This is a genomic window from Stenotrophomonas sp. CS3K5 (assembly GCF_059515225.1).
In genome coordinates this window covers 329,353-349,741 of the sequence record NZ_JCAKRX010000004.1, presented here as the reverse complement: position 1 = coordinate 349,741, position 20,389 = coordinate 329,353, and the positions used below count along the sequence as shown (strand labels likewise).

Genomic DNA, 20,389 nt, shown 5'->3' with positions numbered 1-20,389 from the left:
CTGGCTCAATCATCAAGCACGGCGGCCACGGGCGCAAGCGGCTTCGGACCCTGCCGGTCAGGATCTGCGACAATACGCCCCCATTTTTGCCCGCAGCCTGTTGCCACGTGGCCCGATCCCGCTCCCGCATCGACCGTACCCCGTTCCAGACCGAGATCCTCGACCTCAGCCATGATGGTCGTGGCGTCGCCCGCCGTGAAGGCGAGGGCGGCAAGGTCACCTTCGTCAGCGGCGCCCTGCCCGGCGAGGTGGTGATGGCTGAACAGACGGCCCGCAGCCGCCATTTCGACGAGGCCCGCACCATCGAGGTGCTGCAGGCCTCGCCGCAGCGCGTGACCCCGAAGTGTCCGCACTTCGGTACCTGCGCCGGCTGCGTGCTGCAGCATCTGGACGAAGACCAGCAGATCGTCGCCAAGCAGCGGGTGCTGATGGACAACCTGGAGCGCATCGGCCATGTGAAGCCGGGCGCCGTGCTGCCGCCGCTGGTCGGCGAGAGCTGGGGCTACCGCCGCAAGGGCCGCTTCTCGGTGCGCCGGGTCGAAAAGAAGGACAAGACCCTGGTCGGCTTCCGTGAACAGGATCCCCGTTTCGTGGCCGACCTCAGCCAGTGCCTGACGGTGATTCCGGAAATCGGCACCAAGGTCGAGGCGCTGTCCCTGTTCATCGAGTCGCTCGATGGCAAGCGCGACATTCCGCAGATCGAGTTCATCGCCGGCGATCAGGCCGTGGTGCTGACCGTGCGTCACCTGCAGCCGCTCAGCGATGCCGACCGCGCCGCCTGGGCGGCCTTTGGCCAGCAGCATGGTTTCGTGATCTACCTGCAGTCCGGCGGCGTGGACACCGTGCAGCCGCTGGACGGGCAGGGCGTGCCGCTGTCGTTCCGGCTGGCGCCGTGGGATGTCGAACTGGCGTTCCGTCCTCTGGACTTCATCCAGGTCAACGCCAAGCTCAACGAGAAGATGATTGCCCACGCCCTGGACCTGCTGGAGCCGGGTGAGGACGAGCGCGTGCTGGACCTGTTCTGCGGCCTGGGCAACTTCACCCTGCCGCTGGCCCGCCGCGTGCGTGAAGTGGTGGGTGTGGAAGGCGACGCCGGGCTGGTGGCGCGTGCCCGCGAGAATGCCGAGCGCAACGGCCTGGCCAATGCGCAGTTCTTCAGCGCCGACCTGACCCAGGACCAGCGCAGCACCGCGTGGATGCGCCAGGGCTTTGACAAGCTGCTGCTGGACCCGCCGCGCTCGGGTGCGATCGAGGTGCTGCAGCAGCTGCCGTTGAAGCAGTTCAAGCGCATCGTCTACGTCAGCTGCCACCCGGGCTCGCTGGCACGCGATGCCGGTTATCTGGTCAACGAGCAGGGCTTCACCCTGGTCAGCGCCGGCGCCATGGACATGTTCCCGCACACCGCGCATGTGGAAAGCATCGCGGTGTTCGAGAAGCGCTGAGCGGCTGTCATGCCCATCGCGCATAATGGCGCGATGGGCATCGAAATCGAACGCAAATTCCTGGTCAGCAATGATGGCTGGCGTGCCGCCGCGCACCGGGTGATCCCGATGGCGCAGGGCTACATCAACGACATGGGCGCGCTGGATCGCGGCACCCAGAACGCCTCGGTGCGGGTGCGCATCGAGGGTGACCACGCCGCGCTGAACCTGAAGTCGCGCACCATCGGCCATACCCGCCAGGAGTTCGACTACCCGATCCCGGTAGATGACGCGCGCGCGCTGCTGGCATTGTGCGCGGGCGGCCTGATCGACAAGCGCCGGCATCTGGTCGAGCACGCCGGGCTGACCTGGGAAGTGGACGAGTTCCTGGGCGACAACGCCGGCCTGGTGGTCGCCGAGGTCGAACTGGACAGCGCCGACCAGGCCATCGAGCTGCCGGACTGGGTGGGCGTCGAAGTGACCGACGACGCCCGCTACTACAACGTCGCCCTCGCCAGCCACCCCTATTCACAATGGTGAAACCCCCGAAAGGGACGGAGGGGATCAAGTCGTCTTTACCCCACCTGTGCGGAAAACGACTTGATCCCCTCCGTCCCCTTTTTTCGAGGGAGGCGGGCCCCATGTCGAGGGGATGAGAATCGACATCTATTCCGACGTAGTCTGCCCCTGGTGCTGGATCGGCAAGCATCGTTTCCAGCAGGGCGTGCAGTTGCTGGGCGCCGACGCGCCTGATCTGGACATCCACTGGCAGCCGTTCCAGCTGGATCCCGATGCGGACGCCACTCCGGTTCCGCTGCGTGAGGCCTATGTGCGCAAGTTCGGGGGCGCAGAGCGTACCGAGCAGATCCTCAGCCAGACCCAGACCACCGCGCGTGCCGAAGGCCTGCCGATGGACTTCAGCCAGGGCCAGGTGCGGGTGACCACGCTGCCGGCCCACCGGGTGCTGTGGCTGGCCGGGGAGCATGGGGTGCAGGAGGCGGTCGGCGAGGCGTTGTTCCGCGCCCACTTCGAGCAGGGCCAGAACCTGGCTGACCCGGCGGTGCTGATCAAGGCCGGCGTGGCCGGCGGTCTGGACGCGGGCGAGATCGCGCAGATGCTGGCCTCCGGCCGCGGCCTGGCCGAAGTGGAGGCCAGGCTGGCGCAGGCCCATGCGCTGGGCATTTCCTCCGTACCGACCTTCGTCATCGATGGGAAATGGGCCATTTCCGGGGCGCAGCCGCCGGAGGCGTTCGCCAACGCCCTGCGCCAGATCGCCGCCGAGCAGGGCGCCCCGGCCGCTTCGGCCGACGGCGACGAGGCCTGCGGCGCGGACGGCTGCAAGGTCTGAGCAGATCGGGGTCAGAGCCCCTGCGGGGATCCGACCCCGGGGTCAGATCCGCACTGCGGCTCTGACCCCACGCTTCCCTTTTACCTTGACCACTGCGCCTGTCGGCCGGTTCTGCGACAATGCGGCACTGCGCCATGAGGGCGCGCGTTGTGGAGATCAACCATGCTGCTGATCGGCGTTGCCGGCACCGAACTGACCGCCCAGGAACGCGACTGGCTGCAGCACGATGCCGTGGCCGGGGTGGTGCTGTTCAAGCGCAACTTTGCTTCGCGCCAGCAGGTGACCGATCTGAGCGCGGCCATCCGCGCCGCTGCGCCGCGCCCGCAGCTGATCTGTGTGGACCAGGAAGGCGGCCGCGTGCAGCGCTTCCGCGAGGGCTACAGCGCGCTGCCGCCGCTGCAGGAGATCGGCGCGATGTACGCCACCGATCCGCAGCGGGCGCTGGCCATGGCCGAGCAGCACGCCTGGCTGATGGCCAGCGAGGTGCGAGCCAGCGGCGTGGACCTGAGCTTCGCGCCGGTGGTCGATCTGGGCCGCGGCAATCGCGCCATCGGCAACCGTGCCTTCAGTGAAGACCCGCAGGTGGTGGCCGCCTTCACCGCCGCCTACGTGCGTGGCATGCACGCGGTCGGCATGGCCGCCACGCTCAAGCATTTCCCCGGCCACGGCACCGTGCTGGAGGATACCCACGTCGATACCGCGATCGATCCGCGCGCGCTGGACGAACTGCGTGCGCAGGACCTGGTGCCGTTCCAGGCCGGCATCGCCGCCGGTGCCGACGCGGTGATGATGGCGCACGTGATCTATCCGCAGGTGGCGCCGGAGCCGGCAGGCTATTCGCCGCGCTGGATCCAGGACATCCTGCGTGGCGAACTCGGCTTCCGTGGCGTGGTGTTCTCCGACGACATCGGCATGGCCGCCTCGCACAGCGCCGGCGGTGTGCCCGCGCGCGTGCACGCGCACCTGGACGCCGGCTGCGACGTGGTGCTGGTCTGCCATCCCGAGCTGGTCGATGAAGCCCTGCACGCGGTGCAGGGGCGCTCCCTCAATACCGCTGCGCTGCTGGGCCTGATCGGCCGCGGCGCGCTTGGCTGGGATGGCCTGTTGGCCGATGCCCGCCATGGCGACACCCAATCCCGTCTGCTTGAAACCCTTGGAAGAACCGTCTGATGCCCAACCTCACCATTTCCCAGGCCCTGGCCCAGGCTGACCTGCTGGTCGACCGCCCCACCATCGACAAGGCCATCGCCGCTATCGCCGACGCCATTGCGCGCGATTACAAGGGCGAGGTGCCGCTGTTCCTGTCGATCATGCACGGCGCGCTGCCGTTCGCCGGCCAGCTGGCGCTGGAACTGGGCGCGCGCGGCCAGGACGTGCAGTTCGATTACCTGCACGCCACCCGCTACCGCGGTGAAACCACCGGTGGCGACCTGGTCTGGAAGCACAAGCCGGCCACCTCGCTGTTCGGCCGCCGCGTGCTGCTGGTCGACGACATCCTGGATGAGGGCTACACCCTGCAGGGCGTGCGCACCTGGTGCCTGGAGCAGGGCGCGACCGACGTGCGCATCGCCGCGATGACGGTGAAGAAGCACGATCGCGCGCTGCCGGACGTGACCGCCGACTACGCCGGCATCGAACTGCCGGATCGTTACGTGTTCGGCTTCGGCATGGACGTCAACGAAACCCTGCGCTGCGTGCCGGCCATCTACGCAATGAAGGAATAACGGCGCGGCCGCCCGCGGCGCACCGTTTCCACCGCCGGCATCCTCGGGTGCCGGCGTTCGTCTTTTCATGGAGTGCTTCGAATGCAACAGATCGCCCTGGCCGTGATCGGCGGTACCGGTGTCTACAACCTGGCAAAGCTCGACGACGTGCAGACCCACGAGGTCGACACCCGTTTCGGCCGTCCGTCCGGCCCGGTGCGGGTGGGCACGCTGCTCGGCCACCGCGTGGCGTTCCTGGCGCGCCATGGTGAAGGCCACTCGCTGCCACCGCACAAGATCAACTACCGCGCCAACCTGGCCGCGCTGCAGCAGCTGGGCGCGCAGCGGGTGCTGGCGTTGAACACCGTGGGCGGCATCACCGAACACTTTGGGCCGCGCGTGCTGGCCTGTCCGGACCAGATCATCGACTACACCTGGGGCCGCATCAGCACGATCTGTGAAGAAGAGGGCGCCGACGTGGTTCACGTCGATTTCGGCCATCCGTACACGCCGATGCTGCGCAGCAAGATCCTGGCGGCGGCCAAAGTGACCGGTGTCACGGTCCATGACGGTGGCTGCTACGGCGCAACCCAGGGCCCGCGCCTGGAAACCATCGCTGAAATCGCCCGCATGCGCCGGGACGGCTGTGACCTGGTGGGCATGACCGGCATGCCCGAAGCCGCGCTGGCACGGGAGCTGGGCCTGGATTACGCCTGCCTGGCGATCATTGCCAACTGGGCCGCCGGCTGCGGGGAGGGCGAGGAGATCACGATGGCCGAAGTGCTGGCCAATGTGCAGGCCGCCAGCAACGGACTTCCGGAACTGGTGGGCGAATTGGCACGGGGGTGATTGTCTTCCCCGAGCAAGCTTTGCATACTCAGCTTGTGCGCGGGTTCAGCGTACACCACCCATTCATTGCATAAGGTCTCGCATCACCATGCCGAACGGTACCGTCAAGTGGTTCAACGACGCCAAGGGATTTGGCTTCATCTCGCCGGAGGATGGCAGCGCCGACGTGTTCGCGCACTTCTCCGCCATCAACTCCAAGGGCTTCCGCAGCCTGCAGGAAGGCCAGCGTGTCACCTATGACGTGACCCAGGGCCCGAAGGGTGCCCAGGCTTCGAACATCACGCCGGCCGAGTGATCCACTCGACAGTGCGTTGAAAACCCCGCTTCGGCGGGGTTTTTTTTGCGCCGCCGTTGCGGCCATGAAGTTGCCGCCTCGGGCACAATGGGGGCATGACGGAACGACTGCGCATCGCCGTGATCGGCTACGGCACCGCCGGCCAGGCATTGGCCATCCTGCTCACCCGTGACGGTCACGAGGTGGAGATCTTCGAACGGGTGCCGACGCCGGGGCCGGTCGGTGCCGGCTTCCTGCTGCAGCCCAGCGGCCTGCAGGTGCTGTGGCAGATGGGTCTGCTCGACGCAGTGCGCGCGCATGCCGCGCCGGTGCACCGCCTGTATGGCGACACGCCGTGCGAACGTGCGGTGATGGACATGCGCTATGACGGCCTGGACGCGCGGCTGCATGGCCTGGGCATGCAGCGCGGTGCCCTGTTCTCGCTGCTTGACCACGCACGTGGCGGTGCCGGCCAGCTGCACGCCGGCACCACCATCGTCGATGTGGACAGCGCGCAGGGCCGCGTGCGCGACAGCGAAGGTCGCCTGCACGGCCCGTTCGATCTGGTGGTGGCCGCCGACGGTGCAGCTTCGACCCTGCGCGGCACCCTTGGCGGTGGCGCTGCGCTGGACCGTGTGTATCCGTGGGGCGCGCTGTGGTGCCTGCTGCCGACCGAAGACTGGCCGCACATGCAGGAACTGCGGCAGCGCTACGTAGCCGCGCGCAAGATGATCGGGCTGCTGCCGGTCGGCACCCGGCCCGGCGACGACACGCCGCGACTGAGCTTCTTCTGGAGCCTGCCACGCAGCGATTTCGAGCGTTGGCAGGCCGATGGCATGGCGCCGTGGCTGGACGAACTGCACGCGCTGTGGCCGCAGGCCAGCGCCCGCTTCGCGCACCTGCGCGAGGCCGGCCAGCTGGCGCGCGCGGTCTACCGCGATGCGGCGATGACGCGTTGGCATCACGGTCGCATGGTGCTGGCCGGTGATGCCGCCCATGCAATGAGCCCGCAGCTGGGGCAGGGCGTGAACATGGCGCTGCTGGATGCCGTGGCGCTGCGCGATGCGCTGCGCAGGCACGGCGCAGGCGCCGAAGCATTGCAGGCCTACCAGGCGCAGCGGCGCGCGCACGTGGCGGTGTACCAGCGCTGGAGCCGTTGGCTCACGCCGCTGTTCCAGTCCGAGCGCGATGCCTGGGCGAAGGCGCGTGACGTGCTGCTGGGGCCGATGGGAAAGCTGCCGGGCGGTCGTGGCCACATGCTGCGGGTGCTCAGCGGCACCCAGCATGGCTGGTTCGGTTCGCTGGCGCTGGATCCGGCTTTCATCGCTGCGATGGCCTGCCGCGAGCAGGCGCCTGCAGGCATCGCGGCAACAGCCCGTGCGTGAAGCATTCCGTCACGTGAATTAACGGTTGCGTCACTGTGGTTATGCGAAAAGAAGTGAGCACGCGACAGTCGCGTCGCCCGTTTTCCTTTCCGTGATCAACATCGCGCGTGGCCCGGGCGGCACCCCCGTTGCGGCCTGTTGCGGCCCGGACGTGCCGCGTGATGTTGAAAGAGGAGGACGCCATGTTGTTCGCGGTCGAGGAGCTGGATTCGGAAATCTGCAAGCTGCGCGGTCTGCTGCAGATGCTGCACGAAGACCAGCCCGACGTACTGGAAGACGTGTTCGAGTTCCATGTCGGCAGCCTGATCAGCCATGCATCGCCGGAGCACCACGCGCGCATCCGCAGCTGTGCGCAGGACATGCTCGCCGCAATCCGGGCACTGCCACGGCGGCGCGATGATGACACCGCCGATTTCCAGTTGATGCCGCAGCTGGGCGTGCGCCCGGCCTGATTCAGCGCGTCGGCAGTGCCTCCAGCCCGCCCTCCACGCAGGCGATCATCTGCTCGCCAGGGGCGGGGACGGGCACGATTCCGGCGGTGAAGGCGGAGAAGGCGGGCAGGATCGTCATCCCCTCGCGCAGCCAGAACGCGGGAAAGCGCCGCCGCAACGCGGGCAGCGCGATCTGTGGGTGCAGATGTCCTGCAATCACGTGCCTTGCCGGATCGGCCACAGGTTCATGGCGCAGCAGGAAGGGCCCGAGCGGGACATCGTCGTGGATCCGGACCTGCAGCCGTGCGTGGGCCAGGTGCCGGTCGTGGTTGCCACGCACGACATGCACTTCCAGCCCCGCATTGCGTTCGCGCCAGCCCTGCCAGTGCTGGTACCACGCCGCGCGATGCGCCGGCCCATGCAGGATGTCGCCGAGGATCCACAGTTCGCGGCAGGCATGTGCCTCGAGCAGCGCCTGAAGGCGCTGAAGGTCGCCAACGGTGCCGCCGCTGGGCAGTGCGATGCCGGCACGACGGAACACATCGGCCTTGCCCAGGTGCAGGTCGGCGATCAGCAACGCCTGTCGTGCCGGCCAATACAGCGCGCGGCTACCGAGCAATCGCATGGGCTCGCCGGCAAGCAGCAGATGCTCATCGACCATGGCGGCGCTCCAGCTGCTGCGCGGCGCGTTGCACCCGGGTGCGCCAGTCTTCGTTGCTGAACTGCCCGCGCAGGCGCTCGGCCCACAGCGGAAAACCCAGCGGCGTGAGTGATGCCGGCTGCTGCAGCGACAGTGCCTGGGTGCCAATCCGATCCAGTATCTGCTGCAGGCCCGGCAGGTCCAGGCTGTCGTGCAGGACTTCGCGCTCGGCCAGTGCCAGCAGCAGATGACCCGGGTCGTGCTCACGCAGGACGTCATAGAGCAATCCCGCCGAGGCCTGCAGCTGGCGCAGCGAACGCGGCATGCCTCCGGGCAGGCTGGGAACCAGCAGGCCGGCCACACGCGCGATGCCGCGGAACTGGCGGCGTGCCAGCTCGCCCAGATTCACCGCCTCACGCAGGTCTTCCAGCAGATGTTCACGGCTGAACAAGGCGCGCCACTGCGGCAGTTCGAGTTCGATGGCCTGCGCCGGTGCCAGCACCAGACCATGATCGTTCACCGCATAGCCGATGCTGTTGCGCTGCCGGCGGGCACAACGCAGCGCCAGCAGCGCCGCCAATGCCTCGTGCACGTGGCGGCCGGCAAAGGGATAGACGAACAGGAACTGGCCCTCGCGACGCCTCACATCTTCCACCAGCAGATGATCGGCACCGGGGCGCGCCGACAACTGCGCCTGCAGTGCCAGCAGCGGCGCCAGCCAGCCTGATTCGGCGCTGTCATCGGCACCGGACAACACCGCTTCCAGTTCGCGGCCCAGGGCCATCGACAGCGGCAGCTGCCCACCCTGCCAGCGTGGCACGACGCCGTCACCGCGTCCGCGCGCCAGCCGCACGAAGGCGGTCATGTCACGCAGCTGCACCAGCTCCAGCAGGCGCCCGGCGAACTGGAAGCGATCACCCCGGCGCAGGCGGCTGGCGAACTGTTCCTCCACTGCACCGAGCCCGCCACCACGCAGGAACTGTACGCGCACGCTGCCATCGCTACTGATGGTGCCGATTGACAAGCGGTGGCGCAGCGCCTGGCGGCGATCGTGCATGCGGTAGCTGCCATCGGCATCGCGCACGACCTTGTGGAAGTCCGGGTACTGCGCCAGCGCCTGCCCGCCCTGCACGATGAACTCCAGCACGGCCTGCCATTGCGCGTCGCCCAGCGCGGCGAAGGCATGGGTACGCCGTACCTGGTCAAGCAGCGCCTGGCTGTCGAAGCCGCCGGCCAATGCGCGGCTTGCCGCGTGCTGGGCCAGCACATCCAACGACAGCGTGGGTGGCCGGCGCGCTTCGACCACGCCTTCGTGCAGTGCACGGCGCACAGCCGCATATTCGGCCAGTTCCAGTGCGTGGCTGGGGACGCACAGGATGGAGCCGCTGGCACCAGGGCGATGGCGTGCACGCCCGGCGCGCTGGCGCAGGCGCGCCACCCCTTTCGGGCTGCCCAGCTGCAGTACCTGTTCAACCTCGGGGAAATCCACGCCGAGATCGAGGCTGGAGGTCGCCACCACGCAGCGCAACGCGCCTGCGCGCAGGCCGTCTTCCACCTGCTGGCGCAGCGCCGGGTCCAGCGAGCCGTGATGAAGTGCCAGCGTATCGGCGTCTTCCGGCCATACCGCCGCCAGCGCCTGGTGCCACAACTCGGCCTGCGCGCGGGTGTTGGTGAACAGCAGGCTGCTGCGAGCGATCATCAGCGCATCCAGCACGCGTGGCAGCTGCGCCAGCCCGAGGTGACCGGCCCACGGAAAGCGTTCGCCGGGCGCCGGCAGCAGGCTGCGCACGGTGATCGGGCGCGAACGGACGCCCTGCACGATGGGAGCGTCCGGCCGGTCGGGCAGCAGCACCTCGCGGGCCTGCGCCAGGTTGCCCAGCGTCGCCGACAATCCCCACAGCTGCAGTGAAGGCGCAGCATCGCGCAGCACGGCCAGGTTCAACTGCAACAGCACGCCGCGCTTGTTGCCCAGCAGTTCGTGCCATTCGTCCACCACCACACAGCGCAGCTGGCGCATGCGTGGCAGCGTGTCGGGATAACTCAGCAGCAGCGCCAGCGATTCGGGCGTGGTCACCAGAACATCGACGCGGCCTTCGCGCGCCTGCCGTCGCTCGCGGTTGCTGGCATCAGCACTGCGCAGGCCGACCCGCCAACCCAGTCCTAGGCCGTCGATCACCGTCTGCAGCGCACGGGCGGTGTCGCTGGCCAGCGCGCGCAACGGCGTCACCCACAGCACCTGCAGCGGCCGCACCGCATTGGCACGGCGTGGTGCCGGCGGCGGATCGATCATCGCCTGCAGCAGCGGGCCGCCGAACATGGCCAGGGTCTTGCCGCTGCCGGTGGGCGTGTGCAGCAGCCCGGACTCACCGGCCAGGTAGTGTCGCCACATCGCGCGCTGGAACGGCAGCGAGCGCCAGCCGCGTGCCGCGAACCAGTCTTCCAGCCGGCGCAGCGCCTGGCTGCGCGTCATCGCGCCAGCGCCTGCAGAGCGGTCAGCCGGTCGGCTTCGCTGGCCGGCTTGTCGTGGCGCCAGCGCAGGATGCGCGGAAAACGCACGGCAATGCCCGACTTGTGCCGCGCACTGCGGTTGACCGCCTCGAAGCCCAGTTCGAACACCTGTTCGGCACGCACGCTGCGCACCGGGCCGAAGCGTTCGCGCGTATTGGCGCGGATCCAGCGGTCGAGCGTGAGGATTTCCTTGTCGTCCAATCCCGAATAAGCCTTGGCCACCGGCACCAGCGTGTCGCCGTCCCATACCCCGAAGGTGTAGTCGGTGTACAGCGTGCTGCGCCGTCCATGCCCGGCCTGCGCGTACAGCAGCACCGCATCGATGGTGAGGGGGTCGACCTTCCACTTCCACCAGTCGCCACGTCGTCGCCCCGATTGATAGACGGAGGCGCGGCGCTTGAGCATCAACCCTTCGACGCCGCGATCGCGTGCGCCATCGCGCAGTGCGGCGGCCTGCTGCCAGCCCTCGGCAGCAACCTCAGGCGACATCTGGATGCGCTTGTCATCCAGCGCGCCTATCAGCTCGGCCAACCGCGCACGCCGTTGCTGCAGCGGCAGTGCGCGCAGATCTTCGCCGTCCTGTTCAAGCAGGTCGTAGGCAAGTACGCGCACCGGCGTGTTGCGTAGCGTCGCCGCGCCGGGTTTTCGGCGCTGGATGCGGGTCTGCAATGCGGTGAAGGCACGCGGCAGGTCGCCGGTTTCATCCCATGCCAGCAGCTCGCCATCCAGCACGCAGCCCTCGGGCAGCGCCATGGCGGCCTGTTCGATCTCGGGAAAGCGGCCATCGAGGCGTTCCTCGCCGCGCGACCATAGCGCCACTTCGCCGCGCCGGCGCAGCAGCTGCAGACGGATGCCATCCCATTTCCACTCCAGCAGCCAGTCTTCGATCGGACCCAGCCGTTCGCCCGGCTCGCCCTCCATCGGCGAGGCCAGGAAGAACGGGTAGGGCTGCTGCCGATCCTGCGGCAGTTCGTCGGCCGACAACAGCTGCGCCAGCAGTCCGGGCGAGGGTACCCACGCACCGAGCATGCGCTGGGCGATGCGCGCGATGTCCAGGCCGGACCATTCGGCCAGTGCCTGCTGCACCAGCCGCTGCGAGACACCCACGCGCAGGGCGCCGGTCAGCAGCTTGTTGAACACCAGGCGCTCGCCGCTGCGCAACTGCCGCCAGCCGGCGACGACCGCCGCGCGGCGCTCGCCCTCGGCATGGTTGGCCACGGCCAGCAGATGCTGTTCGATCCAGTCCGACAACGGCCGGTCGGCGGCGGGATGCAATGGATCATCCAGCAGCAGGGTCAGTGTTTCGGCCAGATCGCCGACCTGGGCATAGCTGTCTTCCACCAGCCAGGCGGGCAGACCGGATTCTTCGGCGATCCAGCTGCGCAGCTCGCCACTGGCGGCGATCCTGCGGCGTGCGCCGCCGACCTTGCCGCCGCTGAGCAGGAACAGCGCCCACGCCGCATCGTGCGCCGCGGCGTGGCGGAAGTAGTCGATCAGCGCGGCACGCTTGTCCAAGGTGGCCGTGCTGCGGTCCAGGCGCTGGTAGAGCGCGGCGAAAGCCTTCATTCCTCGCTCCCGAAATCGGTGCGGAAGGCTTCGGCGGCGATGCCGCGCTCGCGCAGGAAGGGAATCAGCGCATCGGTATTGCCATGGGTGGCGATCACCCGCGAGGCGCGCGTCTGCTCGATGGTGTGCAGCAGCGCGGGCCAGTCGGCGTGGTCGGAGATGACGAAACCGCGATCGACATTGCGACGTCGGCGATTGCCACGCAGCTGCATCCAGCCCGAGGCGAATCCCAGCTGGTGGCGGCCGAAGCGGCGCATCCAGGGCGTGCCGGCCGCCGAGGGCGGGGCCAGGATCAGCTGACCGGCGGCATCGGGCTGTCGTCCCTGTTCGGCCACGGCCAGCGTTTCCAGCATCGGCACGCCGGCCTGCCGGTAGACCGCCACGCCATTGGCGATGGCGCCATGCAGCCAGGCGGGCCGGTCATCCAGCGGCAGCAGCTCGGCCAGTACCCGCTGCGCCTTGCCCAGCGCGTAGCACAGCAGGATGGCCGCTTCGCCACGCTGCGCGCATTCGCGGCGCCAGGCCACGATCTCGGCGGCCACCGTGGCGGTGTCCGGCCAGCGGTAGATCGGCAACGCGAACGTCGCCTCGGTGATGAAGGTATCGCAGGGCACCACTTCGAACGGCGTGCAGGTCGGGTCGGGCTGGCGCTTGTAATCGCCGGAGGCTACCCAGACCTGCTCGCCGTCATCGATGCGCACCTGCGACGAGCCCAGCACATGGCCGGCAGGATGTAGCGACACCTGCACCCGGCCCATGCCGAAGGCCACCCCGTCGGCATGGCCGTGCACCTGCACATCGCCCAGTCGCCAGCGCAGGATCGGCAGGCTGCCCTGGCTGCAGTGATACTCGCCCATGCCCGGGCGGGCGTGATCGCCGTGGCCGTGGGTGATGACCGCGCGCGGCACCGGCCGCCAGGGATCGATATGGAAATCGCCGGCGGCGCAGTAGAGCCCCTCCGGGCGCAGCACCACCAGATCGTCGTTGCCTGTCATGCCACCACTGTGGCCGCGCCCTCGTGCACGGGGTGAGAACCGGCCTGAACGCGGGCTTGGCGGGCGATGCGGCACAATCGCAGCGCGCCTCTGTTGCCACCAGGACGGACCGGATGAGTGGACCCAGTTTCAGCAGCGTTGTTCCGTTTGAAACCCATGTGGTGCTGAACCAGCCACCGCCGTTCGCCGGGCACCCGCTGTGGACCGACGACGTGGCGCTGATGGACGCGGTGCAGCGCGAGGGCGCCGCGCATTTCTCGCCACGACTGAGCGTGTACGGTGCGCTGGCCGGCGATGAGCTGTACACCCTGGGCTTTGATGCCAATCGTGACCGCCCGCGCCTGCGCACGCATGACGCGCAGGGCCATCGCATCGACACCGTGGAGTTCCACCCGGCCTATCACCAGTTGATGGACGCGGCGAAGACGCATGGCGTGGCGGGGCTGTCCTGGCACGAGCCGCAGCCTGGCGCGCATGTTGCGCGTGCGGCGCTGAGCTACCTGCACCATCAGGCCGAAGCCGGCACCAGCTGTCCGTTGACCATGACCCATGCGGCGGTGGCGGTGCTGCAGTCGCAGCCGCACCTGGCCGACTGGGCGCGCAAGGCCGCCGCGCCGGTGTATGACCCGCGCGACGTGCCGGTGGCGGACAAGGCCGGCATCACCCTGGGCATGGGCATGACCGAGAAACAGGGCGGCTCGGACGTTCGCGCCAACAGCACGCGTGCCGAGCCGATCGACGGCGAGCGCTATCGCCTGGTAGGGCACAAATGGTTCTTTTCCGCCCCCATGTGCGATGGCTTCCTGGTGCTGGCGCAGGCGCCGGCGGGAATGACCTGCCTGCTGATGCCACGCCGGCTCGCCGATGGCGACCGCAACGCGTTCCGGCTGATGCGGCTGAAGGACAAGCTGGGCGACTGGGCCAATGCCTCCAGCGAGGTCGAGTTCTGCGGGGCACAGGCATGGCGCGTGGGCGAGGAAGGACGCGGCGTGGCCACCATCATCGGCATGGTGATGATGACCCGCCTGGACTGCATGCTCGGCGCAGCGGCAGAGATGCGCATGGCGCTGGCGCAGGCGCTGCACCATGCGCGGCACCGCCGCACCTTCGGCAAGCTGCTGGTGGAACATGCACTGATGGCCAACGTGTTGGCCGATCTGGCGCTGGAGTCTGAAGCGGCCACGGTGCTGGCGATGCGCATCGCCCGTGCGGTCGACCGTGCCGGCGTGGATGCCAATGAAGCAGCGCTGGCGCGGCTGGGGACCGCGCTGGGCAAGTACTGGGTGTGCAAGCGTGCGGCGGTGTTCGTCAACGAAGCGCAGGAATGCCTGGGCGGTGCCGGTTATGTGGAGGAGTCGATGTTGCCGCGGCTGTACCGGCAGGCACCGTTGAACTCGATCTGGGAGGGCAGCGGCAACATCCAGTGCCTGGACGTGCTGCGCACGCTGTCGCGCGAGCCGGAGGCGCTGGCGGCATTGCGCGGTGAGCTGGCGGCCGTGGCCGACCGGGATGCGCGTTATGCAGCGGCCTTGCAGCGCTGGGCAGCGGCGCCGCCACCGGAAGAATCGCAGGCGCGGATCTTCTGCGAGCGCACCGCGCTGCTGTTGCAGGCGGCGTTGCTGCTGCGCGCGCGCAGCCCGATGGCCGAGGCGTTCGTGCGCAGCCGGCTGCACGGTGAGCATGGGCTGGCGTTCGGGACGCTGCCGGCGGGGGTGGATCTGGCGACGATGCTGGCGCGCGCGTTGCCGTAACGGGCGGCCAACGGCGGAGCCCCCCGGGGTGGGCGCTGATGCGTATGGATGGGCCGCGCGGGTAGGTTGCGCAGGGGGCGCCGTGAATACGTCCGTGTAGGCTCGGGCGCGCCATCCATGGCGCTTACGCCCCTGCGCAACCTACCCGCGCGGCCTTGGACACTTTCCGTGCGCGTCCACCACGGAATCAAGAGAAGAAGCGAAAAGCAGAATACAGAAAAGCCGCGCCAGTGCCGCGGCTTTTCCTGTAGCGCCGAGCCCATGCTCGGCTGCCGGTAGGGCTTAGTGCTTGGCTTCTTCCTTGGCGGCATTCGCCTTTGCCTCGTTTGCGACATCGCGCGCCTTGTCGGCAACCTTCTGCGCGGCGTTGGCGGTAGCGTCGCTGGCGTGCGCGGCGGCATCGGTCGCTGCGTCCTTGGCCTTGTCGGCGGCATTGGCCGTGGCATCAGCGGCCTTGTCCAGGGCCTGCTGGGTGTCGACGGCGGCCTGTTCAGAGGCAGCTGCGGTCTTGTCGGCGGCGTCGCGGGTGGCAGCGGCGGCCTTGTCTACGGCGTCGCGGGCGGCAGCGCCGGCGCTGTCGGCGGCCTGCTGCGCGTCCTGCTTGGCCTGTTCGGCTTCCGGGCCCTTGCAGGCGGCCAGGGCCAGCAGCAGGGAGGCGGCCAGCACGGTGGTGGTGATCGGACGAATCTTCATGGCGGTCTCCGCTGCTGCAATGGATGGGGACGCCAGCCTATTCATGCCGTTGTGAAGACCGGGCAAAGAAAAAGCCGCTGGCGAACCAGCGGCTTTTCCAGAACAGCATGAAGAAAGAAGTGATTACTTCTTGGCTTCTTCAGCAGCGTCCTTGGCCTTCTCGGCGGTGCCTTCGGCAGCCTTGGCAGCGTCGGCAGCAGCGCCGGCAGCAGCGTCGGTGGCAGCAGCGCCAGCCTGGGCAGCGGCGTCGACCGAAGCGTCAGCAGCGGTGGCGGCGGTGTCAGCGGCCTGCTGGGCAGCGTCGGCGGTCTGGGCGCCGGCAGCGGCGGCCTGGTCGGCAGCAGCCTGGGCTTCGGTGGCGGCTTCGTTGGCCGAAGCAGCGGCGTCCTGGGCAGCTTCCTGCTTCGAGCAGGCGGCCAGGGCCAGAGCCAGGGACATCGCGACCAGCAGCTTGTTGATGCTCATTGTGTGAATCCTCGTCGTTAGATTAGGCAACGCGCAACTGCGCGCCGACAACATGATGACAAGCCAAGATTGGGTGTCAAGCGATCCCGCATTCATTTTTGCGAAATCATCGTTAAATCTTTTCAAATCAATTCGATGGCGATTGCCGTCGCTTCGCCGCCACCGATGCACAAGGTGGCAATGCCGCGCTTGCCACCGCGCGTGCGCAGGGCGTTGACCAGGGTCACCACCAGACGGGCACCGGAGGCACCGATCGGATGGCCCAGTGCGCAGGCACCGCCATTCACGTTGAGCTTGTCATGCGGGATGCCCAGCTCGCGCATCGGCGCCATGGCGACCACGGCGAACGCTTCGTTGATTTCGAACAGATCGATCTGCTCCAGCGACCAGCCGGTCTTGGCCAGCAGCGCGTGGATCGCGCCGATCGGGGCGGTGGTGAACCACTCCGGTTCCTGCGAGTGGGTGGCATGGCCGACAATCCGCGCCAGCGGGGTGATGCCACGCGCAGCGGCGTCTTCCTCGGTCAGCAGCACCACGGCGGCGGCGCCGTCGGAAATGCTGGAGGAGCTGGCGGCGGTCACGCTGCCATCCTTCTTGAACGCCGGACGCAGGGTCGGAATCTTGGCGATGTCCGAACGGCCGGGCTGTTCGTCGGTGGCGAACTCGACCTCACCCTTGCGGGTGGCGACCTTCACCGCGACGATCTCGTCGGCGAAGGCGCCATTGGCCTGCGCGGCCTGTGCGCGCTTGACCGACTCGATGGCGTAGGCGTCCTGTTCCTCGCGGGTGAACTGGTACTTGTCCACCGCGCATTCGGCGAATTCGCCCATCGCCTTGCCGTCGTAGGCATTGACCAGGCCGTCGTGGGCCATGTGGTCGACCGCCTGGAAGTTGCCGAAGCGGTTGCCGGTGCGCGAATTGGGCAGCATGTGCGGGGCGTTGGACATCGATTCCATGCCGCCGGCGACCACGATGCTGGCCGAACCGGCCTTGATCAGGTCATGGCCGAGCATGATGGTCTTCATGCCCGAGCCGCACACCTTGTTGAGCGTGGTGGCACCGGCCGACAGCGGAATGCCGGCGGCAATCGCGGCCTGGCGGGCGGGCGCCTGGCCGAGGTTGGCCGGCAGCACGCAGCCCATGAGGACTTCAGAAACGTCGCCGGCAGGAACACCCGACTGTTCCAGGGCTGCAGCGATGGCGGCCGCGCCGAGGGTGGGGGTCGGCACGCCGGTGAACTGGCCGAGGAAGGAGCCGATGGCGGTGCGCTTGGCGGCGGCGATGACGATGTTGGACATGGCAATCTCGTTGATGCGTAAGCAAAGTTCGGAAAGGAGACCGCGGACGTTGGAAGCGCCCTGGTTTCCCGGCAGACTGCGTGGGGGTCGGCCCAAGTATAGAGGGTCGGGGAGGGCTGCCGCTGGGCAGCGCCGGTTACCTGCCGGGATGAAGGCAGGCCAACGTTCATGGGAAGGATTCGATGGAACGCACGACAACGGTCAAGACTGTCCTGGCAACCGCGCTGACGATGGCGCTCACGGCCTGTGGAGGTGGCGGGGGCGGCGGCAGCAATGTACGCGTCGACCCACCGCCGACCACGCCGACGCCACCGACCACACCCACGCCGACACCCCCGGCGCCGGCCAAGCCGCAGGAGCCCACCTTCGACGCGCATCTGGCAGTGACCAATGCACGGCCGGCACAGGCGGCGGGGCTGAACGGCCAGGGCGTGCGCATCGGCATCGTCGACTCGGGCGTGCAGCGCAACGCCGCTGCATTGAACGGCCGGGTGATCGGCAACCTCAACTACATCGACCCGGCCCGCAACAATCTCGGCGTCGATGACGTGGTCGGCCACGGCACCGCTGTGGCCAGTCTGGCCGCGGGTGCCGCCGTGGGTTCGTGGCCGGGCGGCATCGCGCCGGGGGCGCAGATCGTCTCGGCACGGATCATCTCCGACAAGCCGCCGGCCGATGATGGCAGCGGCAAGGGCAACGCGTTCAGCGGCCCGCTGGGCGTGGCCCAGGTCCACCAGGATCTGATCAACTACAACGTGAAGGTGATGAACAATTCGTGGGGCGGCCTGTACTGGACCGACCTGCCGACCACCGCGCAGGTGGCTGCCGAGTACCGCCCGTTCGTGATCAACCAGGGTGGGCTGGTGGTATTTGCTGCCGGCAACGACGGCCGCAGCGAGCCGAGCAGCCTGGCCGCACTGCCCAGCCAGCAGGGTGTGGCCGGTTCGCTGCCGGCAGCCGACCTGGAGCGGGGCTGGCTGGTGGCGACTGCGGTGGACCCGTATTCGCCCGGCTCCCTGGCCAGCTACGCCAATGCCTGCGGACAGGCGGCACGCTACTGCCTGGCAGCACCGGGCAGTGCGGTCTATCCCGATGCCTCGGGGGGCTCCTACTACTGGAACTACGGCACCTCGTTCGCGGCGCCGCTGGTCTCCGGCGCGGCCGCACTGGTCTGGCAGCGCTTCCCGTACTTCGACAACAACCTGGTGCGGCAGACCCTGCTGGGCACGGCCAAGGACATCGGCGCGGCCGGTGTCGATCCGGTGTTCGGGTATGGCCTGCTGGACATCGGCCGTGCGATCAACGGCCCCGGCCGCTTCGACTGGGGTGACGTGGTGGCCGACGTGGACACCGCCTCGACCGGATCGGTGTGGAGCAACGACATCGCCGGCAGCGGTGGCCTGGTCAAGCGCGGCGGCGGAACGCTGGTACTGAGCGGCAACAATGGCTACACCGGCGCCACCCGCATCGAACGCGGCATCCTGTCGCTGCGCGATGGCGGTGTGATCCGCTCCAACGTGACCATCCTCGGCCAGCCTGACCCGGATTCCACCGGCCTGCAGTTCAACGGTGGCACGCCGCGCGTGGTCGGCAACGTGGTCAATGGCAGCAGCGTGTTCCTGACCACCGGCAACACCACCGGCACCATCGAGGGCAACTACACCCAGCAGGCCGGCGCGCAGCTGATGATCGCGCTCGGCGCCAGCGCGCTGCAGGTCACCGGCACGGCGGCGATCGATGGCGGCGTGCGCGTGCATGGTTTCGTGTCCGGCTATGTGCCGCAGGATGGCAGCCGGCAGGACCTGATCCATGCCGCGGGCGGGCTGTCAGGTACGTTCAGCACCGCAGCCACCTCCACTGGGCTGCAGGGTCTGTCGTTGCTGCAGACCAGCTATGGCTACGACAGCACCAACGCCTGGTTGAACCTGACCCGGGTCAGCGTCACCGCCGCCGCCTCCGGGCTGGGGGCCTCGGCGCAGGCCGCCGCGCAGCGGCTGGACAGCGCGTTCACTACGCTTGATGGCAACAGCGGACTGCAGGCGACGCCGTTCGGTGCGGCCGCCGGTGCGCTGCAATGGACCGGTGGCGGCCGTGAGGGCCTGGTGGCCAGCCTGCAGAGCCTGTCCGGGCAGGCGCATGCGCGCGCCGAGGCCGCCACGTTCGACAGCATCGACATGTCGCGGCGCGCGATTGCCGAGCGCTTTGATCGCGTGCAGGCCACGCCGCAGCTGCGCGGAAGCTGGCAGAGCGCGCTGGGCGAAGCCGGGCAGGGCAGTTTCGCCGGCAACAGTGCCGACAGCCGTGGCTGGATGGCCGGCCAGGACCTGCCGCTGGGCAGCACCGGCCTGATGGGCGTGGCCTTCGGCGAGACCCGCAGCAACGGCGGCAGCGACTTCGGTGGTGATCGCGGGCGTGATCGCCAGGCGCAGGCGCAGCTGTATGCCGGCTGGAACCTGGGGCGCGGCTATGCGCTGGCCCAGGTCGGCAGCGGCCAGTTCACCCGCGCGCTGGATCGCCAGCTGCTGCTGGGCGCCGGCGCCTATGGGGTCTCCGCGCGTTATGGCGGTCGTTTCAGCAGCGCCAGCGTGGAAAGCGGTTATCGCCTGGGCCGCGCCGGTGCTTCGATGACACCGTATCTGGGGGCCAGCACCACGCGCGTGGATACCGATGCGTTCAACGAGCTGGGTGGATTCGGCTTCGGTCTGCGCGGTGATGCCAACCGCGTGCAGCGCAGCCAGATGCTGGCCGGCATCCGTGGCGAGCGTGGCTGGGGGCGCTGGACGCTGCGTGGACATGCCGAGTGGCAGCAACGGCTGGACGGCGGTGACGCCGATTGGCAGGCCAGCTTTGTCGGCGTCGATGCCTGGGCGCCGCTGGCAGGCAGCAACGCGCCGCGTGGCAGTGCGCTGCTGGGCGTGGCGCTGGAGTCGTGGTGGGGCCGCAATGGCCGCCTGAGTGTGGGCTTCGACCAGCGCGTCGGCGGCGAGGGCGCGCGCCAGGCCGCATTGCGCTACAGCACCGGGTTCTGATGCAACGGTCGCGCCGGGTAATGCCCGGCGCGA

General features: G+C 68.6%; 18 protein-coding genes. 11 read left to right on the top strand and 7 right to left on the bottom strand.

Features of this window, described 5'->3' with window-relative positions; all coding sequences use genetic code 11:
• The first annotated feature begins 107 nt into the window (after positions 1 to 107).
• The 9 genes from rlmD to AC5YGJ_RS08875 all read left to right on the top strand — a co-directional run bounded on the left by rlmD (position 108) and on the right by AC5YGJ_RS08875 (position 7,432).
• The gene (gene rlmD / locus AC5YGJ_RS08915) at positions 108 to 1,442 is read left to right on the top strand and encodes a 23S rRNA (uracil(1939)-C(5))-methyltransferase RlmD (RefSeq protein ID WP_249843238.1); all 1,335 of its coding nucleotides are present in this window, start codon (positions 108 to 110) and stop codon (positions 1,440 to 1,442) included.
• Positions 1,443 to 1,475: 33 nt separating this feature from the next.
• A complete protein-coding gene (locus tag AC5YGJ_RS08910; RefSeq protein WP_496186309.1) occupies positions 1,476 to 1,961 on the top strand; it encodes a CYTH domain-containing protein in 486 nt (161 codons plus the stop codon).
• Positions 1,962 to 2,073: 112 nt separating this feature from the next.
• Positions 2,074 to 2,769, top strand: coding sequence for a DsbA family oxidoreductase (locus AC5YGJ_RS08905; protein ID WP_496186302.1), 696 nt, complete (start codon positions 2,074 to 2,076; stop codon positions 2,767 to 2,769).
• 162 nt (positions 2,770 to 2,931) lie between these two features.
• The gene (nagZ, locus tag AC5YGJ_RS08900; RefSeq protein ID WP_249843240.1) at positions 2,932 to 3,939 is read left to right on the top strand and encodes a beta-N-acetylhexosaminidase; all 1,008 of its coding nucleotides are present in this window, start codon (positions 2,932 to 2,934) and stop codon (positions 3,937 to 3,939) included.
• Positions 3,939 to 4,493 carry a hypoxanthine-guanine phosphoribosyltransferase gene (locus AC5YGJ_RS08895; RefSeq protein WP_005418223.1) on the top strand — a complete coding sequence of 185 codons (555 nt, stop codon included), beginning with the start codon at positions 3,939 to 3,941 and terminating at the stop codon, positions 4,491 to 4,493. Before nagZ ends, AC5YGJ_RS08895 begins: the two co-directional genes overlap by 1 nt.
• 81 nt (positions 4,494 to 4,574) lie before the next feature.
• The gene (locus tag AC5YGJ_RS08890) at positions 4,575 to 5,321 is read left to right on the top strand and encodes an S-methyl-5'-thioinosine phosphorylase (protein ID WP_496186301.1); all 747 of its coding nucleotides are present in this window, start codon (positions 4,575 to 4,577) and stop codon (positions 5,319 to 5,321) included.
• 88 nt (positions 5,322 to 5,409) lie between these two features.
• Positions 5,410 to 5,616: a cold-shock protein gene (locus AC5YGJ_RS08885; protein WP_005410590.1), complete on the top strand. Its 207-nt coding sequence runs from the start codon at positions 5,410 to 5,412 to the stop codon at positions 5,614 to 5,616.
• A gap of 95 nt (positions 5,617 to 5,711) precedes the next feature.
• A complete protein-coding gene (locus tag AC5YGJ_RS08880; RefSeq protein WP_496186300.1) occupies positions 5,712 to 6,980 on the top strand; it encodes an FAD-dependent oxidoreductase in 1,269 nt (422 codons plus the stop codon).
• Positions 6,981 to 7,162: 182 nt separating this feature from the next.
• Positions 7,163 to 7,432, top strand: a complete 270-nt coding sequence (locus AC5YGJ_RS08875) for a hypothetical protein (protein ID WP_107231168.1) — start codon at positions 7,163 to 7,165, stop codon at positions 7,430 to 7,432.
• A 1-nt stretch (position 7,433) separates the two neighbouring features.
• Here the strand turns inward: AC5YGJ_RS08875 and pdeM are convergent, their stop codons facing one another.
• The 4 genes from pdeM to AC5YGJ_RS08855 are packed head-to-tail and all read right to left on the bottom strand — an operon-like array spanning position 7,434 to position 13,120.
• Complete coding sequence (gene pdeM, locus AC5YGJ_RS08870; RefSeq protein WP_496186299.1) at positions 7,434 to 8,072, bottom strand: ligase-associated DNA damage response endonuclease PdeM; 639 nt, start codon at positions 8,070 to 8,072, stop codon at positions 7,434 to 7,436.
• The gene (locus AC5YGJ_RS08865) at positions 8,062 to 10,521 is read right to left on the bottom strand and encodes a ligase-associated DNA damage response DEXH box helicase (RefSeq protein WP_496186298.1); all 2,460 of its coding nucleotides are present in this window, start codon (positions 10,519 to 10,521) and stop codon (positions 8,062 to 8,064) included. The genes pdeM and AC5YGJ_RS08865 overlap by 11 nt, the downstream gene beginning before the upstream one ends.
• The gene (locus AC5YGJ_RS08860; protein WP_496186297.1) at positions 10,518 to 12,125 is read right to left on the bottom strand and encodes an ATP-dependent DNA ligase; all 1,608 of its coding nucleotides are present in this window, start codon (positions 12,123 to 12,125) and stop codon (positions 10,518 to 10,520) included. The genes AC5YGJ_RS08865 and AC5YGJ_RS08860 overlap by 4 nt, the downstream gene beginning before the upstream one ends.
• The gene (locus AC5YGJ_RS08855; protein WP_249843246.1) at positions 12,122 to 13,120 is read right to left on the bottom strand and encodes a ligase-associated DNA damage response exonuclease; all 999 of its coding nucleotides are present in this window, start codon (positions 13,118 to 13,120) and stop codon (positions 12,122 to 12,124) included. The genes AC5YGJ_RS08860 and AC5YGJ_RS08855 overlap by 4 nt, the downstream gene beginning before the upstream one ends.
• Positions 13,121 to 13,233: 113 nt before the next feature.
• On the opposite strand from AC5YGJ_RS08855, the gene AC5YGJ_RS08850 reads away from it, so the two are divergent.
• A complete protein-coding gene (locus tag AC5YGJ_RS08850; protein WP_249843247.1) occupies positions 13,234 to 14,871 on the top strand; it encodes an acyl-CoA dehydrogenase family protein in 1,638 nt (545 codons plus the stop codon).
• A gap of 282 nt (positions 14,872 to 15,153) precedes the next feature.
• Here the strand turns inward: AC5YGJ_RS08850 and AC5YGJ_RS08845 are convergent, their stop codons facing one another.
• From AC5YGJ_RS08845 to AC5YGJ_RS08835, 3 genes are all read right to left on the bottom strand, one after another.
• A complete protein-coding gene (locus AC5YGJ_RS08845) occupies positions 15,154 to 15,564 on the bottom strand; it encodes a hypothetical protein (protein WP_496186296.1) in 411 nt (136 codons plus the stop codon).
• Between the two features lie 123 nt (positions 15,565 to 15,687).
• On the bottom strand, positions 15,688 to 16,029 hold the full coding sequence (locus tag AC5YGJ_RS08840; RefSeq protein WP_004153024.1) for a hypothetical protein: 342 nt from the start codon (positions 16,027 to 16,029) through the stop codon (positions 15,688 to 15,690).
• 122 nt (positions 16,030 to 16,151) lie between these two features.
• A complete protein-coding gene (locus tag AC5YGJ_RS08835; RefSeq protein ID WP_249843249.1) occupies positions 16,152 to 17,327 on the bottom strand; it encodes a thiolase family protein in 1,176 nt (391 codons plus the stop codon).
• A 182-nt stretch (positions 17,328 to 17,509) separates the two neighbouring features.
• Here AC5YGJ_RS08835 and AC5YGJ_RS08830 point away from each other — a divergent pair, with 182 nt between their 5' ends.
• Entirely contained in the window at positions 17,510 to 20,356 is a 2,847-nt protein-coding gene (locus tag AC5YGJ_RS08830; protein WP_496186295.1) for a S8 family serine peptidase, read from the top strand.
• Positions 20,357 to 20,389 lie beyond the last annotated feature (33 nt).

What these genes read in the sequence shown, in the direction of transcription:
- nagZ (WP_249843240.1), top strand. Translation starts at nt 2,932, where the DNA reads ATGCTGCTGATCGGCGTTGCCGGCACCGAACTGACCGCCCAGGAACGC.
- pdeM (WP_496186299.1), bottom strand. Translation starts at nt 8,072, where the DNA reads ATGGTCGATGAGCATCTGCTGCTTGCCGGCGAGCCCATGCGATTGCTC.
- AC5YGJ_RS08885 (WP_005410590.1), top strand. Translation starts at nt 5,410, where the DNA reads ATGCCGAACGGTACCGTCAAGTGGTTCAACGACGCCAAGGGATTTGGC.
- AC5YGJ_RS08905 (WP_496186302.1), top strand. Translation starts at nt 2,074, where the DNA reads ATGAGAATCGACATCTATTCCGACGTAGTCTGCCCCTGGTGCTGGATC.
- AC5YGJ_RS08855 (WP_249843246.1), bottom strand. Translation starts at nt 13,120, where the DNA reads ATGACAGGCAACGACGATCTGGTGGTGCTGCGCCCGGAGGGGCTCTAC.
- AC5YGJ_RS08860 (WP_496186297.1), bottom strand. Translation starts at nt 12,125, where the DNA reads ATGAAGGCTTTCGCCGCGCTCTACCAGCGCCTGGACCGCAGCACGGCC.
- AC5YGJ_RS08865 (WP_496186298.1), bottom strand. Translation starts at nt 10,521, where the DNA reads ATGACGCGCAGCCAGGCGCTGCGCCGGCTGGAAGACTGGTTCGCGGCA.
- AC5YGJ_RS08830 (WP_496186295.1), top strand. Translation starts at nt 17,510, where the DNA reads ATGGAACGCACGACAACGGTCAAGACTGTCCTGGCAACCGCGCTGACG.
- AC5YGJ_RS08850 (WP_249843247.1), top strand. Translation starts at nt 13,234, where the DNA reads ATGAGTGGACCCAGTTTCAGCAGCGTTGTTCCGTTTGAAACCCATGTG.
- AC5YGJ_RS08890 (WP_496186301.1), top strand. Translation starts at nt 4,575, where the DNA reads ATGCAACAGATCGCCCTGGCCGTGATCGGCGGTACCGGTGTCTACAAC.
- AC5YGJ_RS08845 (WP_496186296.1), bottom strand. Translation starts at nt 15,564, where the DNA reads ATGAAGATTCGTCCGATCACCACCACCGTGCTGGCCGCCTCCCTGCTG.
- AC5YGJ_RS08910 (WP_496186309.1), top strand. Translation starts at nt 1,476, where the DNA reads ATGGGCATCGAAATCGAACGCAAATTCCTGGTCAGCAATGATGGCTGG.
- AC5YGJ_RS08840 (WP_004153024.1), bottom strand. Translation starts at nt 16,029, where the DNA reads ATGAGCATCAACAAGCTGCTGGTCGCGATGTCCCTGGCTCTGGCCCTG.
- AC5YGJ_RS08895 (WP_005418223.1), top strand. Translation starts at nt 3,939, where the DNA reads ATGCCCAACCTCACCATTTCCCAGGCCCTGGCCCAGGCTGACCTGCTG.
- AC5YGJ_RS08875 (WP_107231168.1), top strand. Translation starts at nt 7,163, where the DNA reads ATGTTGTTCGCGGTCGAGGAGCTGGATTCGGAAATCTGCAAGCTGCGC.
- AC5YGJ_RS08835 (WP_249843249.1), bottom strand. Translation starts at nt 17,327, where the DNA reads ATGTCCAACATCGTCATCGCCGCCGCCAAGCGCACCGCCATCGGCTCC.
- AC5YGJ_RS08880 (WP_496186300.1), top strand. Translation starts at nt 5,712, where the DNA reads ATGACGGAACGACTGCGCATCGCCGTGATCGGCTACGGCACCGCCGGC.